The sequence below is a fragment of the Aurantibacter crassamenti genome, assembly GCF_016811105.1.
Lineage (GTDB): Bacteria > Bacteroidota > Bacteroidia > Flavobacteriales > Flavobacteriaceae > Aurantibacter_A > Aurantibacter_A crassamenti.
Genome location: NZ_JAFBGM010000001.1, coordinates 1,456,009 through 1,472,319, shown reverse-complemented (window position 1 = coordinate 1,472,319; position 16,311 = coordinate 1,456,009). Strand labels below are relative to the sequence as shown.

Annotated in this window: 13 protein-coding genes; 9 read left to right on the top strand and 4 right to left on the bottom strand. The window is 35.6% G+C overall.

Translation table 11 applies throughout. The features are described from left to right. Nucleotides 1-308: 308 nt before the first annotated feature. Nucleotides 309-1,043: a tetratricopeptide repeat protein gene (locus tag JQC67_RS06065; protein ID WP_203251949.1), complete on the bottom strand. Its 735-nt coding sequence runs from the start codon at nt 1,041-1,043 to the stop codon at nt 309-311. A 3-nt stretch (nt 1,044-1,046) separates the two neighbouring features. Beyond that, complete coding sequence (locus JQC67_RS06060; protein ID WP_203251948.1) at nt 1,047-1,613, bottom strand: RNA polymerase sigma factor; 567 nt, start codon at nt 1,611-1,613, stop codon at nt 1,047-1,049. A gap of 341 nt (nt 1,614-1,954) precedes the next feature. Here JQC67_RS06060 and JQC67_RS06055 point away from each other — a divergent pair, with 341 nt between their 5' ends. Together JQC67_RS06055 and JQC67_RS06050 are read left to right on the top strand one after the other, a co-directional pair. Next, complete coding sequence (locus JQC67_RS06055) at nt 1,955-2,323, top strand: hypothetical protein (protein WP_203251947.1); 369 nt, start codon at nt 1,955-1,957, stop codon at nt 2,321-2,323. Between the two features lie 114 nt (nt 2,324-2,437). Further along, nucleotides 2,438-3,061, top strand: a complete 624-nt coding sequence (locus JQC67_RS06050; RefSeq protein ID WP_203251946.1) for a collagen-like protein — start codon at nt 2,438-2,440, stop codon at nt 3,059-3,061. 43 nt (nt 3,062-3,104) lie between these two features. On the opposite strand, the gene lipB is transcribed toward JQC67_RS06050, so the two are convergent. After that, nucleotides 3,105-3,806: a lipoyl(octanoyl) transferase LipB gene (gene lipB / locus JQC67_RS06045; protein ID WP_203251945.1), complete on the bottom strand. Its 702-nt coding sequence runs from the start codon at nt 3,804-3,806 to the stop codon at nt 3,105-3,107. 19 nt (nt 3,807-3,825) lie between these two features. Further along, on the bottom strand, nt 3,826-3,981 hold the full coding sequence (locus tag JQC67_RS06040; RefSeq protein WP_153755708.1) for a YqaE/Pmp3 family membrane protein: 156 nt from the start codon (nt 3,979-3,981) through the stop codon (nt 3,826-3,828). Between the two features lie 136 nt (nt 3,982-4,117). Here JQC67_RS06040 and JQC67_RS06035 point away from each other — a divergent pair, with 136 nt between their 5' ends. From JQC67_RS06035 to JQC67_RS06005, 7 genes are all read left to right on the top strand, one after another. Next, complete coding sequence (locus JQC67_RS06035) at nt 4,118-4,849, top strand: SGNH/GDSL hydrolase family protein (protein WP_238934498.1); 732 nt, start codon at nt 4,118-4,120, stop codon at nt 4,847-4,849. A gap of 38 nt (nt 4,850-4,887) precedes the next feature. Continuing rightward, on the top strand, nt 4,888-6,579 hold the full coding sequence (lysS, locus tag JQC67_RS06030) for a lysine--tRNA ligase (RefSeq protein WP_203251944.1): 1,692 nt from the start codon (nt 4,888-4,890) through the stop codon (nt 6,577-6,579). A gap of 60 nt (nt 6,580-6,639) precedes the next feature. After that, the gene (locus tag JQC67_RS06025; RefSeq protein WP_203251943.1) at nt 6,640-8,937 is read left to right on the top strand and encodes a glycosyl hydrolase family 95 catalytic domain-containing protein; all 2,298 of its coding nucleotides are present in this window, start codon (nt 6,640-6,642) and stop codon (nt 8,935-8,937) included. Between the two features lie 145 nt (nt 8,938-9,082). After that, complete coding sequence (locus JQC67_RS06020) at nt 9,083-11,821, top strand: PSD1 and planctomycete cytochrome C domain-containing protein (protein WP_203251942.1); 2,739 nt, start codon at nt 9,083-9,085, stop codon at nt 11,819-11,821. Continuing rightward, the gene (locus JQC67_RS06015; protein ID WP_203251941.1) at nt 11,821-13,332 is read left to right on the top strand and encodes a DUF1501 domain-containing protein; all 1,512 of its coding nucleotides are present in this window, start codon (nt 11,821-11,823) and stop codon (nt 13,330-13,332) included. The genes JQC67_RS06020 and JQC67_RS06015 overlap by 1 nt, the downstream gene beginning before the upstream one ends. Nucleotides 13,333-13,376: 44 nt before the next feature. Continuing rightward, nucleotides 13,377-14,771, top strand: a complete 1,395-nt coding sequence (locus tag JQC67_RS06010; protein WP_203251940.1) for a c-type cytochrome domain-containing protein — start codon at nt 13,377-13,379, stop codon at nt 14,769-14,771. 87 nt (nt 14,772-14,858) lie between these two features. Continuing rightward, complete coding sequence (locus JQC67_RS06005; RefSeq protein ID WP_203251939.1) at nt 14,859-16,289, top strand: SLC13 family permease; 1,431 nt, start codon at nt 14,859-14,861, stop codon at nt 16,287-16,289. Nucleotides 16,290-16,311: the final 22 nt, after the last annotated feature.

Here is a 16,311-nt window from a genome sequence, read left to right as displayed (position 1 = left end):
TGTGTTTATAGAGTACCACGACTCCATCCGCTATTTTGCAGTTCTATATATAGTTAATTTTAAGAATGCTACTACTTAATGGGAGAATCTTTGTGGGGTTAACAAGTAGTGCAGTGAAATATATGAATTTAATTTTAAATACACCTTGCTACGGCCTTCTTTTAAAGCCATTTAGCCCGTTTCGCAGTTGGCTGTAAGAAATAACTCCAATTTATTATTATCCAATAAAAAGGCTTTTCTTAAGAATACAAATATGTTAAATACAATTAATTGAAAAATGAATTTTAAAACTAGTTTCAATTTAAAACCTATTCCAGTTCTTGAAGTAATACCAATGCCTTTTCTTTTTGATAATCATATTCAGAAGTAAGAATTTTTAAATGCTGTTTGGCATTCTCTTTATCCTTTTCCTTTATTGAAATCAATGCTAGGTACCAATGCGCTTCAGGTGTAAATTCAGTATCTGAAGAAATAACACTATTGAGAAATGTTTTACTTTCTACTTGTTGTTCAAGATTCATATGTGACAAGCCCAAATAAAAGTCATAATAATCTTTTCTATCAGTTTCTGGTATTTTATTAAAATTCTCAATTGCTGTTTTATAATCGCCAGATTCATACGCAGAAAACGCATTCCTTTCAATAGATTCAACTGATTCGCCACGTGTAATTGCATACACGGTATTAGGGTATTCACTAAAATTAGATTCGTAAAGTTTTCCGTAATTGGGTCCAGAGAAATTATTATATCCTAACCAACCCATTGCAATCAATAATGCGATTGATGCAGCCATAGCCCATTTTTGGTAATTAGGTCTTAAGGTTCGAACTGGGACATCTTCTGTAATATCTTTTTCAAAACCGACTAATTTTGATTTTAGCGCAGAAGCTTCCTTGTCGCGAATTACAACCTGAAGATTCTTTTCAAAATTAAATTGCGCTTTGAATTCAGCATCAGTAGCTAATAATTCATTGAATAGCTGTTCCTGCTCCGGTGTCAGGTCCTTTGAAAAATAATTTAATAATAACTGATCTTTATCCATCACTTACCTATTTTCTGTAATTCGTTCTTTTAAGGTTTTCATGCAACGCGATTTCTGGCTTTTTACCACATTTTCGCTATTGTATCCGCCGGTCTCCATAATTTCTTGTATGGTTAATCCGCGATAATAAAACAGGGTTAACAATTCTTGACATTTCTTTCCAAGCGTTTCGAAATATTTCCGCAAAAGTTGCTGCTCGGTGGTAAGACCTGGCTTTTCTATTTCAAAAGTACTTACCAGTTCATCAGACTCACCTACCCTTGAAAGGTCAAAATTATTACCTACTGTTTTCTTGTTCTTTCTCATTTGATCAAAAATCAAATATTTACCGATTCCGAACAGATAGGTAGAAATACTACTTGTAAAACTTTCTACTTTTCCACTCATTACATTATCATAAAAAATGACGTAAGCATCTTGATACACATCTATATTCTCTTCTTCTGTAAGATTGTATCGTTTAGCAAAATTTAAAAACTTCTCTCTATTCTCTTCATATACTTTTTTAAGTACAGAATCAGAACCTTTTCTTAAGTCTTCTAATGTTACTACTGCCGTTTCATTTTCCATTTAATGTGTTTCAATTGAGAAGGTTAACAATGGATGAAGCTAATTTAATATTTTTTGTTGGCGATAATCTTCATAATATGTGATAATTGCAACGAATACTGATACTTGTAGTGTTTTTACTACAATAAAAATTTCAATTTTAATTCTAAATAATCATAATCCATGTTAACCCTATAGTATATATCTACATAAAAAAGCGAATTAAAATATACTACAATGGAAAATTATGAAAAACTAGAAGTGCTAAAACATTTACTTTTTGCTGCCCTAGGAGCAATACTATTACTATTGCTAATTGTATTGACTACCTAAATACTAATCGAAGACTAAATTATTTAAATATGAAAACCACAATAACAGTATTACTAGTTTGCTTTTTAGCGGCTTTCTCAGCCTGTAATGCGCAATCAACGAAGGATATTTCTACACCAGACACCTTAAAACAAATGAATTTATTAGATGAACAAATCAAAATGTATGGACAGGTTTTTACCCTTGCAGGCATGAGTGATGATGAAAACCCAACTGGAGGTGCCGATAATTATCTTGAAATGGTAGAGAATATGGATGTATCAGAAGAACTAAAAGAACAAATTAGAGAAATGTATGATGTCTACGACACTAGCTTAGACCCTACAAAAAAAGAAGAACTAAAAATTAAGGTTTCAAAAATGTTAAATAAAGGGGTTGTGGATGCACAAAGCGAATAATAAAACATTTAAATTTTAATAACCTCGGTTTAGTGCCGAGGTTTTTTATGCCTAAATGTTAACCTATAAATTTTATGCTCATTAAAGCGCTATAATCTTTAAAAATAAAATAAGATGAAAACAAAAATGAAATTTATGATGAGTCTAATTATGGTTTTATCCATAGCAATTACTTCATGCTCTAAAGAAGGAGATATTGGACCTGCAGGAGTAGCAGGAACAAACGGAGCTGATGGCACCGATGGTATAGACGGAGTTGATGGCGCTGATGGAATTGATGGTGTAGACGGAACTGATGGTGTTGATGGGGCCGATGGCAATGCCAATGTAGAAACTTACGTGTTTGACACATCAGATGTAGCTGGCACAATAATCAGTCTTTCCGTTCCTGCCATCACGCAAACTGTGCTTGACAATGATGTTATTTTATCATATATAGCCGCAAGTAATAACTTTACTTATCAAACGCCTGGTGGTGGACCTACGGGTGACTATATCACAAGAGCTTATGAAGAAGTAGGTAATTTTTATATTAATTTCCATAATTGGGATGGAACAAGTTATTCTATTGTTGCAGGTGATATTTTAGCTGTAAAATTAATAATCATAGAATCTAGCAATACAATTGCTGGCAAACAGTCTTCGTCTAAACAAACAGTGCTAAATGAATTAGCTAATGCAGGTGTAGATGTTGATGACTACCATGCTGTTCTTGATTACTATGAACTTAATAATTAAACAAATTATAATTCAAAAAAACCTCGGTCTATACCGAGGTTTTCTATTTTACTATTTCAGCCTCAAAAAGCGTCCCAAAATGTTTTAAAAGCTTTTGCTTTACCTCTTCAACATCTACTTCTTTTTTTCCTAATTCTACATTTAAAGAAGTAACTGCTTTGTCCTTTATGCCACAGGGTATCATTAAATCAAAATAGCCCAAATTCGTATTCACATTTAAAGCAAACCCATGCATGGTTACCCAACGCGAAGCCCGAACACCCATCGCACAAATTTTACGTGCAAACGGAGTACCAACATCAAGCCAAACACCGGTTTCTCCTTCTGATCGCTCTGCTTTAAACCCATATTCTGCCAACGTAAGAATCACCATTTCTTCTAATAACCGCAGGTACTTATGAATATCAGTAAAAAAATTATCTAAATCTAAAATAGGATAGCCAACAATTTGTCCAGGACCATGATAGGTAATATCTCCACCTCTATTGATCTTATAGAACTTCGCATTTTTCTTTGCCAATTCAACCTCATCAACTAAAAGATTATTTATATCGCCACTTTTACCCAATGTATACACATGTGGGTGTTCAACAAATAAAAAATGATTGGGAGTTTTATGCTTTGTATTCTCGTGACGATTTTTAATCTTAAGGTCTACAGTTTTCTGAAAAAGGGCTTCTTGAAAATCCCAAATTTCTTGGTAATCTTTCAAACCTAAATCTTGTAATTGAACCTTCTTATTCATTAAAACAAAGATACAGTGATCAATTCGGATTATTTAATATGATAAGGGCAGCAATGACTCCAGGAATCCATCCGCAGAAAGTCAACAGCAAAACAATTAAAAATGAACCACATCCTTTACCAATTACAGATAACGGTGGAAAAATTATTGCTAATAGTACTCTAAAAAAACTCATAATAGTAGGATTTTGATTGATGATGTACTTATTGGTCGTTAGCACCTTTATTTTGTTACAAAAACCAGTTGTAATTAACTTTAATGTATTTTATACTTGAATTAAAACCTATTGCATTAATTTACGTAGATAATGCATGAATCGAGTTAAAATGACCTTAAACAACATCAATATTATAACAATATTACTGCTTTTATTCGCTTGTAATGTTCAGGAAGAAGTAGCACCCATAACTACTGTTAAACAGGAACAAAATTCAGCAGCAAAATTATCGTATTTGGCTTTGGGCGATAGTTATACGATTGGAGAAAGTGTATCGAATAACAAGAATTTTCCGAAACAACTTGAAAAAACCTTAGAAAGTACCCTAAATTCTAGCATTAAAACTACCATAATTGCCCGAACTGGTTGGCGTACCGACAATTTATTAGAAGCCTTAGAAACAGCCGACTTAGAAAATTCATATAGCTTTGTAACCCTATTAATTGGAGTAAACAACCAATACCAAGATGCATCATTTGCGCAGTATGAAAAGGAGTTTCCTGAATTATTAGCTAAAGCAATCGCACTTGCAGGCAATAACTCAAAACGTGTTGCTGTAGTTTCTATTCCTGATTGGGGTTTTACCCCGTTTGGCGAAAATCGTAATCGACAAAAAATAACTTCAGAGATAGATAACTATAATAGTTTTGCGCAATCTAAAGCTAAAGATTCTCAAGTTAGTTTTGTTGAAATTACAGACATTACGCGTGAAGGTCTTGACAAACCAGAATTGGTAGCAAAAGATGGTTTACATCCTTCAGCAGAAGCCTATAGATTATTTGCCGAAAGAATAGCTCCGATTATTTCGAATGGATTGAAAGATTGACCTAGACTACCTATATTTGCAGCCTTAATTCAAGGCATATGCAACTTTCGGAACAAGAAATAATCAGAAGAGAGAAATTATCCAAATTACGCGAAATGGGTATTGACCCATATCCTGCGGCTTTATATCCTGTGGATGCGACTGCAACACAGATTAAAGAAAATTACACGGAAGGAAAGAAAGTTGTTATTTCCGGAAGATTGATGTCTCGAAGAATTCAGGGTAAGGCTTCTTTTGCTGAGTTGCAAGACAGTTCTGGTCGTATTCAAGTTTATTTTAACAGAGATGAGATCTGCGCAGGTGATGACAAAACCTTATACAACGACGTTTATAAAAAGTTACTTGATATAGGTGATATCATCGGTATTGAGGGTGAACTATTCACCACCCAGGTAGGGGAAAAAACCGTTATGGTTAAAAACTTCACTATTTTATGTAAAACATTACGTCCGCTTCCGTTACCTAAAAAGGATGCTGATGGTAAAGTTTTTGACAAGTTTAATGACCCTGAAATGCGTTACCGTCAACGGTATGTTGATTTAGTTGTAAATCCGCATGTAAAAGAAACTTTTGTAAAGCGCACAAAAATCACCAATAGTATTCGCCAGTTTTATAATGAAAAAGGATATCTAGAAGTTGAGACACCTATTCTTCAACCGATTCCTGGTGGTGCTGCGGCTCGTCCTTTTTTAACACATCACAATGCACTAAACATTCCATTGTATTTACGAATTGCGAATGAGCTATATTTAAAAAGACTCATCGTAGGTGGTTTTGATGGTGTTTATGAATTCTCTAAAGACTTCAGAAATGAAGGAATGGATCGTACACACAACCCAGAATTCACGGTAATGGAGTTGTATGTTGCTTACAAGGATTACCATTGGATGATGGATACAACAGAACAATTGCTTGAAAAAATTGCAATTGATTCAAACGGAAAATCAAAAATCACAGTTGGTAAAAATGAAATAGAATTTAAAGCACCCTATGCAAGAGTTCCTATTTTAGAAGCCATAAAAATTCATACGGGTGTTGATGTTGCCGGCATGGATGAAGTTGAACTGCGTGCTGCTGCTCGTAAATTAGGTCTTGATGTTGATGAGACAATGGGTGTTGGTAAACTTATTGATGAAATTTTTGGTGAAAAATGTGAACACCATTATGTACAGCCAACTTTTATAACGGATTACCCAAAGGAAATGAGTCCGTTAACTAAAGAACATCGTGATAACCCTGCGCTTACTGAGCGTTTTGAATTGATGGTTAATGGTAAAGAATTAGCAAATTGCTACTCAGAGTTGAACGACCCTATTGATCAACGTGCGCGTTTTGAAGACCAATTAAAGCTTTCTGAAAAAGGTGATGATGAGGCCATGTTTATTGATCAAGATTTTCTTCGTGCTTTAGAATATGGAATGCCGCCAACATCTGGTATCGGAATTGGTATTGACCGCCTAGTCATGTTAATGACTAACAATTCATCTATTCAAGAAGTTCTTTTCTTCCCGCAAATGCGGCCTGAGAAAAAACAAGTAGAATTAAGTGATGAGGCTAAAGTGGTTTTAGAATCGCTTAAAAAATCGCCAAAAATTCTATTAGACGACCTAAAATTGCAGTCTGGTTTATCCAATAAAAAATGGGATAAAACCATTAAAGAATTGACAAAAAATAATGTAGCCAAGGTCAGTAAAACTGACGAAGGGCTTTTTGTGGAGATAGTTTCATAAGAACTGTAAACTATTTTATTCCTGACTTGTAGTTTAACGAAGTTCTCTTTAGTTTAGAGTATGAACTTCAAGAAAAAACAATGCCTATTTTTGACGATGTTTTTCTTTGCAATAATTCTGCAAGGACAAACCACTCGTAATCTTAAAAAGTCACCACACGACCTACATTTTGACAACCTAGCCAGCACTTGGGATGAAGGCATACCCCTAGGCAATGGAATGATTGGCGCCTTAATTTGGAAAAAAGATGGCAAACTTCGATTTTCATTAGATAGAGCAGACCTTTGGGATTTACGCCCGATGAAAAACCTTCAAACACCAGAATGGAAATACGATTGGGTCTATGATCAATGGAAAAACAATACGTATAAAGAAGTTCAAGACCGTTTTGACGTACCCTATGATAAAAGTCCAGCTCCTTCTAAAATTCCTGGTGCAGCCTTAGAATTCGATATTTCAAAACTAGGTGAAATAGAATCAGTGCACTTATATATTAACGAGGCTATTTGTGAAATTAAATGGAAAAACGGTGTTCGGTTATTGACCTTTGTACATGCCACCGAACCTACTGGCTGGTATCGTTTCGAAAACATTGAAGAACAACTTGAATATCAATTATCACCTCCGGCTTATACCGTAAATGGTGAAAACGCAGATAATAATCCGGTATCTGGGCAAGATTTAAGAAGACTGAATTACCCTTCTGGAAAAATCTCAAGAAAAGACAATACAATTACCTACAACCAAGAAGGTTGGGGTGGTTTTAAATATCAAGTGCATACTGCACAAGTAATTAACAAAAATAAAATTGAAGGCGCGTGGAGTATTAGTTCAGAATTTCCTGATTGGCCTAAAGCTGAAAATGCCACAACTTTAGTTACAACCCAATTACAGAAACAATTTAACGGTGCGATTGAAGCTCATTTAGATTGGTGGAAAAATTTTTGGTCAAAATCATCAATTCAAATCCCCGATACAATACTAGAAAAACAATGGTATTTAGAGCAATACAAATTTGGCTCAGTAGCCCGAGCAACCACTCCTCCAATTTCTCTTCAAGGGGTTTGGACAGCTGACAACGGAAAATTACCTCCATGGAAAGGAGATTTTCATCATGATCTTAACACACAGCTCAGTTATTGGCCTGCCTATTCAGGTAATCATCTAGATGAAGAAATAGGCTTTACGAATTGGTTGTGGAAATATAGAGATACCTTTAAAAAATATACTTCATCATATTTCGGAACAGAAGGCTTAAATGTTCCTGGTGTTACAACTCTTACAGGCGAACCCATGGGTGGATGGATTCAATATTCATTCGGCCCAACCGTATCTTCTTGGCTAGGACATCATTTTTACCTGCATTGGAGATATTCAATGGATAAAGATTTTTTAGCGCAAAAAGCATATCCATGGATAAAAGATGTAGCAACTTATTTAGACTCCATCGCTGAAAAAGACGAAAACGGACAGTTTAAATTACCCATTAGCTCAAGCCCAGAAATACACAACAATAGTAGAGAAGCTTGGTTTAAAAAAACTACTAATTTTGATTTAGCTTTAATCCGATGGACTTACGAAAAGGCCACTGAACTCGCGTTGGAATTAGGAAAAAATGATGAAGCCGATAAATGGGAAAAAACACTTTCAAGTTGGCCTGAACTGGTTTTCGATGAAACCGGCCTTCTATTTGCACCCAATGCTCCTTTTGACGAATCACATCGACATTTTTCACACCAAGTTGGGTATCATCCATTGGGCATTATTGATTTCTCAAAAGGTGAAAAAAATAAAAAAATTATAGAAAATACTATTTCAACATTAGATGAAATGGGATCATCACAGTATGTGGGTTATTCATTTAGCTGGCTGGCAAATTTAAAAGCGCGAGCGTTTGATGGTAAGGGTGCTGCAGAAGCTTTAAAGATATTTGCTACAAGCTTTTGCCTGCCAAATAGTTTTCATGTAAATGGTGATCAATCAGATAAAGGTTACTCTAACTTTAAATACAGACCATTTACCTTAGAAGGAAATTTTGCTTTTGCTGCTGCCGTACAAGAAATGTTACTACAGAGTCATACAGGTATTGTACATATATTTCCTGCAATACCAGAAGAATGGAAAAAGATTTCATTTGATAAACTAAGAACTGAAGGTGCTTTTCTAATTTCTGCCACCTTAGAAAAAGGAAAAACAAAAAAAATAACAATCATTTCTGAAAAAGGAGGTCCTTTGAAACTTAAAAACCCTTTTAATAATTCAAATTTTAAAAGCACTTCTCAATTTGAAATCGAAAAAGAAAACATCATACATATTGAAACTAAAGTTAACGAGGTCATAGTTTTAGATTTGAATTGAATTGATAAAATACAACTTAGTGTAAAGCTTGTAAATCGCATTGCCGTCTGAACATCACACAATTTAGACACTACCTATGTACTATTGGGCAAAACTGAAAATTGCCTATATTTATGAACACTAGCATCACAAGCTTTACTTATACATGAAACACAAAATTTTCGAACGATATATTCAAATACTTTTCTCAGTATTTGGACTTATTATAATACAATCGTGCCAAACATCTGACCCAGTTGATTTTAGCACGCAGATAAAACCTATACTCAACAATAAATGTATTACCTGCCACGGTGGGGTAAAGAAAAATGCCGGGTTTAGTTTGCTCTTTGAATCTGAAGCTTTCGCTGACACCAAGTCGGGTAAACCTGCTATTATTCGTGGAGATGCTTCGGGCAGTGAATTTATTAAGCGTTTGCATGAAGAAGACCCAGAGCTTCGTATGCCTTATGAAAAGCCTAAACTTACTGACGAAGAAATTGATTTACTTACAAGATGGGTAGACCAAGGTGCAAAATGGGGTGAACATTGGGCTTATTCATTACCTGAAAAAGTGGCGGTGCCAGCATTACCTTCTGAAGCTGGTTTTACCCCAAATACCACTACTGATTTTTTTCAAAATGATATTGATTATTTTATTGCTGCTCGTTTAGAAAGCGAACAAATTACACCTAACCCACCAGCCGAAAAAAATAATATAGCTAGAAGAGTAGCATTGGATATTACTGGATTACCACCAAGCCTAGATTTATTACAACAATTTGAAAAAGAAGAACTAACCTATGAGGTCTATGTAGACTCACTTTTAAACCAAAAAAATTATGGTGAAAAATGGGCAACATGGTGGCTAGATTTAGCGCGCTATGCCGACTCTAAGGGCTATGAAAAAGATATGGGACGTTCTATATGGCAATATAGAGACTGGGTAATCAAAGCATTAAATAATGATATGCCGTATGACCAATTTACAATAGAACAATTGGCAGGCGACCTTTTACCTGAACCCTCAATGGATCAGTTAATTGCCACTGCCTTCCATAGAAATACAATGAATAATGATGAAGGTGGTACTGACGATGAAGAATATCGTGTTGCTACTGTAATGGATCGCATAAATACTACTTTTTCGGTTTGGCAAAGTACAACAATGGAGTGTGTTCAATGTCACAGTCATCCGTATGATCCTTTTCTACACAAGGAATATTATAATTTGATGGCATTTTTTAATAACTCTAGAGATGAAGATACCCCCAGCGAATCTCCTGTACTCAAATTTTACACGGCAGAGCAACAAAAGAAAGTTGATCAAATTCTTAATTGGGTTAAAAAACATGGAAACGAAGAAACGCTTTTAGCCTACAAAAACTTTATGCAATATACAGAACCCGTTTACAAAGCACATTTTTTCAAAGAATTTAAGAATAGTGTTTATGACGATCATGCATCCGTCGTTTTTTGGGATAACGGAAACTTAATCATAGAAGATGCATTTACCAATAATGCCAATTATGTGTATTTAAATTATCGTTCACATTTTAACGGCACCAAAATGGTAATTAAAGAAAACAATGCGGAAGGGGATGTTCTTGCTGAATTTATCATTAATAAGGCTAAAGAGAATACTACATCTCAATTTCCTATAAGAAAAATAAACAAAAAGACTAAGCTATACATTGAAACTCAAAACAATGCTGCAGCAAAAGAAGAAAACATTCTCAACTTATATTGGGTAGGTTTTATTGATGGTATACCAGGTTCTAACCAACCCGGGTGGTTTAAAATCAACTCAGATTTCATCACACTTCTCAATGCACCAACTGAAACTGTACCCATAATGTCTGAAAACCCTGAGTACATGAAACGTACATCACAGGTTTTTGACCGTGGTAATTTTATGTCTAAAACAGACACTGTAGAACCTGGCACTCCGGCCACACTTAATTCATATAATCAAGAATGGCCTAAAAATCGTTTGGGATTGTCTAAATGGATTGTGGATAAAAAAAACCCACTTACAGCGCGCACCCTTGTAAATCGTGTGTGGCATCAAATTTATGGACGCGGTTTAGTTTCAACCATTGAAGATATCGGTTCGCAATCAGACGCCCCTTCACATCCGGCGCTTCTAGATTGGCTTTCACTTCGTTTTATGAATGAACACAATTGGAGCATCAAAGAATTAGTCAAAGAAATTGTACTATCTGGCACATACAGACAGCAATCTGAAGGCACACCTGAATCCTATCAAATTGACCCTGAAAATGAATTATATGCTCGTGGCCCTAGAATACGATTGGGTGCAGAAGCAATTCGCGATCAGGCTTTAGCTGTATCCGAACTTTTAAGTCAAAAAATGTATGGGCCCGGTGTTCGACCTCCACAACCTGACGGTGTTTGGCAAGTTGTTTATAATGGCGAAAAATGGAATGAAAGTAAAGGTGAAGATCGCTATAGAAGAGGTATTTATACTTATTTAAAAAGAACAAGCCCCTACCCTTCTTTTTTAACTTTTGATGCTGGCAGTAGAGAAGTTTGCACCATAAGACGAACAGTGACCAACACCCCATTACAAGCACTAGTCACCTTAAACGACCCGGTGTATATCGAAGCATCATACCACTTAGCTAAAAACACACGAATAGTAGATCAAGTTGAAAAAAGTATTTCACAGGCGTATGAAAGAGCTACTTTTTCAGAAATTGATCCTACAACCTTAAATGCGCTGCAAGAACTTTATCAGAATTCACTAAAAACCTTTAATGAAGACCCTGAAGGAACCGCACTTTTTCTGCATTTTGATGAAAAACCAACACCCGAATTGAGTGCTTTGACTATTGTGGCCAACGCCATAATGAACTTAGATGAATTTTTAACGAAGGCATAATGAAAGACCTAATAGACAAACTCATACAAGAAAAATTAGCTCGTGAAACTGAAGCTAAAACTCGACGGCATTTTATTAAAAATTGCGCTCAAGGGCTTGGTGGCCTTGCACTGAGTTCAATTTTTGCTGGCTGCGACCCATTGAGTAGCCCACCTAAAAAAACACTAGCTAATTTTTCTGAACGTGACTTGAATCCTTTAGCAACATTGGCGCCCCCGTTTAGTTCAAAGGTAAAATCTGTAATCTACTTACACATGGCTGGGGCTCCGTCTCAATTAGAAATGTTTGATTATAAGCCTGAACTTCAAAAGTTAGATGGACAAGATTGTCCACAGTCATTATTAGAAGGTAAAAAATTCGCCTTTATTAAAGGTACTCCCAAATTATTGGGATCACAGGCTGAATTTAAACAAGAAGGTGAATCAGGCAATTGGGTTTCTAGTTACATGCCCCATTTCAAAAAAGTTGTTGACGATGTTGCTTTTCTAAAGGCAGTCCACACAGATCAATTTAATCACGGACCAGCGCAGCTCTTTATGCATACTGGAAGTGCGCGTTTAGGCAGACCTAGCATAGGCTCGTGGGCCACATATGGTCTAGGTTCTGAAAATCAAAACCTACCTGGATTTGTAGTTTTAACTTCAGGAGGTAACACACCAGATGCTGGTAAAAGTGTTTGGGGAAGCGGATTTTTACCATCGGTTTATCAAGGTGTACAGTGTCGATCAAAAGGTGACCCCGTATTGTATATTGAAGACCCTGATGGTGTAACGCGCGATTTAAAGAAGAGTACTATTGATGCCATAAACAAAATCAATAAGCAGGAATACTTAAAATATGCAGACCCAGAAATTCTAGCCCGCATCAACCAGTATGAAATGGCGTATCGCATGCAAATTGCAGTACCTGAGGTCATGAATATTAATAGCGAACCGGAAAATATCAAGGAAATGTATGGCGTTGAACCGGGCAAAGAATCTTTTGCCAACAACTGCCTATTGGCTAGAAAATTAGTTGAAGATGGTGTGCGTTTTGTGCAACTTTTTGATTGGGGATGGGATAGTCATGGCAACGCTGCTTCTGTTTCACTTAATCACGGATTACGAAATAAATGCCGTGAAATAGACCGACCTATCACTGCACTAATTCTTGATTTAAAACAAAGAGGACTTCTTGATGAAACATTAATAGTTTGGGGTGGTGAATTTGGCAGAACACCAATGCAAGAAAATAGAGGTAATAAAAAAATGGCATTTAAAGGTCGTGATCATCATGGAGACGCTTTCACCATGTGGATGGCTGGTGGTGGCATCAAAAAAGGAGCTTGCCACGGAAAGACTGACAATATTGGTTTTTCAGGTGTTGAAGGTAGAGTTTCTGTACATGATGTGCATGCCACAATTTTACAGCAACTCGGTTTTGACCACGAGCAATTTACCTATGAATTTCAAGGAAGACCCTTCCGCTTAACGGATGTTGAGGGCGAAGTAATTAAAGAAATTCTGGCCTAAATAGTAACATGAAAAATGTATCAACCTACAACCACTAACTATTCATGGACGTTTTAAAACAACTTTTAGGCAGACTGCATCCGCTCTTAGTTCATTTACCTATTGGCTTTATTGTCTTCGGATTACTGATGCAATGGCTTGATCGAAAAAAGAACGAATACGACAAATTGATTCCTGTTGTATATTTCTGGGGAGGTATTAGCGCTATTGCTGCATGCATAACTGGGTACCTTCAATATTTAGGTGAAGGCTATGCTTTTGAAACCATTAAATGGCATTTATGGTCAGGTATTGCAACCGCCTTGTTTTCTTTTTTGATGTATTTTAAATTGAGTGGCTTAAAGTTTTCTACAACACTTACCAAAATACCTATCGTTGTACTTTCAGCTATCTGTTTATTGTTGATATCCTTCACAGGCCATCAAGGTGGTAACATTACACATGGTGAAGATTATTTAATTGAACCGTTACCAAATTCTATAAAATCAGCATTAGGATTCGAAATTTTTGAAATAAAAGAGATTCATCTTACTGATGAAAATTGGGAGTCTGCTCTACTATATGATGATGTAATTCAGCCAATCATAAACAATAAATGTGTTAGTTGTCATAATCAAAAAAAATCTAAAGGAGAATTGCTTTTACACACAGCTGAAGGTATTTTAAAGGGAGGTGAAAGTGGCGAAGTTATGCAAGCAAACAATGCTGCAAATAGCGACTTATTTGTGCGCATGAAACTCCCTATTGAAGACGACAATCATATGCCCCCGGAAGGAAAAACACAACCAACAAAAGAAGAGATTAAATTAGTTGGCGCTTGGATAGATGCTGGCCATCCGTTTGAAGGAACCATTAAAGAATCAGGACTAGAGAAAGATTTGTTTTTGTCATTTTTCCCCAATGTAGAAGACAATGACTATCCTGACATTGAGATTACAGCAGCGTCACAAGATAGTATTATTGCAATTGAAAAAACTGGTGTGCATATAGATATTATTAGTAAAACATCTAACTTTTTAAGTGCTTCTTGCATCAACAAACCTGATTTCTCAGATGCCGATTTTGAAAGTCTTCTACCCATAAAGTCGCAAATCGCAAGATTAGATTTAGGCAACACGCAAGTAACAGATGCTATTTTTAATAAATTGGCTTTACTATCTAATTTAACCATATTAAAATTAGACAATACATCTATTAGTGGAAAAAACATAGAGCAGCTGGCTACCTTAAAAAATTTAAAAACAATTAACCTTACCGCTTCTGATTTTAATGGTGAATATTTAAATCAATTTTCAAGTTTTGAAAAATTACAACAAATCTATCTTTATAAAACCAATGTTGTTTCAAAAGAAATTAAATCGTTAAAAGATGGACAAATACAAATCGATTATGGCGGTTATGAAATTCCCCCATTACCATCTGACTCAATTGTATATTGACAATTTCAATAATTATCATGAACGTCATTATTTGACTTTCTAAAACCAAAGAAAAAACATAGCTTAGGGCTTGTTATATTTAATCTTATGGAATTCAGCAAAAAAGCTGGCTTATTTATTGGCCCAATACTTTTTCTTATTCTTTTAAATTTACCCTTCAACCTTATTTCTGAAAAAGGTGACGCAGTAATAGCTGTGGCTGTATGGATGGTTATTTGGTGGATTACCGAGGCCGTTTCTATTTCTGTTACCGCACTATTACCATTGCTGCTATTTCCAATATTAAAGATTATGGATATAGGAGAAGTAGGTGCGAATTATGGCAGTCCCATTATATTTCTCTTCTTTGGTGGTTTTGTTTTAGCACTTGCATTAGAAAAGGTAAATCTGCATAAACGTATAGCCCTTAATATTATAAAATTAACAGGTACAACCCCTAACAAGGTAGTACTCGGTTTTATGATTGCTACAGCTGCTTTAAGCATGTGGATTAGTAATACCGCCACAACGGTTGTTATGCTACCCATTGCCATGTCAGTAATTGGTTTATTGGTAAATGATGCTGACGGATTCACCAAAAGTGATCAAAATTTTGCGTTATGTGTTATGCTAGGTATTGCATTTTCGGCTAATGCAGGTGGTATCGCCACAGTAATTGGAACCCCCCCAAATTCGGTGATGATCGGACTTTTAGAGAATGAATATAACATTGAAATCTCTTTTTTAAAATGGATGGTGATTGGTGTACCCTTTGCTGCAGTGATGATATGGATAAGCTATTTGGTTTTGGTAAAACTGATGTACCCAAATAAACAATTAAAATTTAGTGCTTCAAAAGAGGTAATAAATGACGAGTTGAAAAAATTAGGTGCTATGAGTGGTAAAGAAAAAATGGTGCTTATCATTTTTGGAATCACTGTTTTTCTCTGGATTTTTAGAACTGTGATAAATGGCATATTTCCAGAACTCAAATTAAACGATACTATTATTAGTATCATGGCAGCTATAGCTATGTTCTCAGTCCCTTACAATCTAAAAAAAGGAGACTTTATTATTAATTGGAAAGACACACAAAAGCTTGCATGGGGTATTTTGATACTTTTTGGGGGCGGACTCGCTCTTGCCAAGGGAATGTCTGTAAGCGGTATCGTTGACTTAGTATCTAATGCTATTGCAAATAGTAATATCAGTATCTTATTTACGGCTATTCTGTTAATTACATTAATGCTTTTCATGACCGAATTAATGAGCAACGTTGCACTTGTAGCTGTGTTGGCACCGGTTGTAGCCGGTATCGCAATCGGACTTGAAATTCCGGTATTGTATCTTTTAATCCCAGTTACCATGGCTAGCAGTTGTGCTTTTATGTTACCAATGGCCACGCCACCAAATGCCATTGTTTTTGCAAGCGGCTACATCAAAGTAAAGCAAATGGCAAGAGCAGGTATTCTACTAAATCTGATTGCAATTGGTTTACTGATATTAATGTTTCAATTTGTAGTGCCGTTTTTCTTTTAAAAGTTCTTTAAACAAAAAAGCC

Coding starts and splice junctions, on each gene's coding strand:
- lysS (WP_203251944.1), top strand. CDS start 4,888: ATGCAACTTTCGGAACAAGAAATAATCAGAAGAGAGAAATTATCCAAA.
- JQC67_RS06015 (WP_203251941.1), top strand. CDS start 11,821: ATGAAAGACCTAATAGACAAACTCATACAAGAAAAATTAGCTCGTGAA.
- JQC67_RS06005 (WP_203251939.1), top strand. CDS start 14,859: ATGGAATTCAGCAAAAAAGCTGGCTTATTTATTGGCCCAATACTTTTT.
- JQC67_RS06050 (WP_203251946.1), top strand. CDS start 2,438: ATGAAAACAAAAATGAAATTTATGATGAGTCTAATTATGGTTTTATCC.
- lipB (WP_203251945.1), bottom strand. CDS start 3,806: ATGAATAAGAAGGTTCAATTACAAGATTTAGGTTTGAAAGATTACCAA.
- JQC67_RS06055 (WP_203251947.1), top strand. CDS start 1,955: ATGAAAACCACAATAACAGTATTACTAGTTTGCTTTTTAGCGGCTTTC.
- JQC67_RS06040 (WP_153755708.1), bottom strand. CDS start 3,981: ATGAGTTTTTTTAGAGTACTATTAGCAATAATTTTTCCACCGTTATCT.
- JQC67_RS06010 (WP_203251940.1), top strand. CDS start 13,377: ATGGACGTTTTAAAACAACTTTTAGGCAGACTGCATCCGCTCTTAGTT.
- JQC67_RS06020 (WP_203251942.1), top strand. CDS start 9,083: ATGAAACACAAAATTTTCGAACGATATATTCAAATACTTTTCTCAGTA.
- JQC67_RS06065 (WP_203251949.1), bottom strand. CDS start 1,043: ATGGATAAAGATCAGTTATTATTAAATTATTTTTCAAAGGACCTGACA.
- JQC67_RS06025 (WP_203251943.1), top strand. CDS start 6,640: ATGAACTTCAAGAAAAAACAATGCCTATTTTTGACGATGTTTTTCTTT.
- JQC67_RS06035 (WP_238934498.1), top strand. CDS start 4,118: ATGAATCGAGTTAAAATGACCTTAAACAACATCAATATTATAACAATA.
- JQC67_RS06060 (WP_203251948.1), bottom strand. CDS start 1,613: ATGGAAAATGAAACGGCAGTAGTAACATTAGAAGACTTAAGAAAAGGT.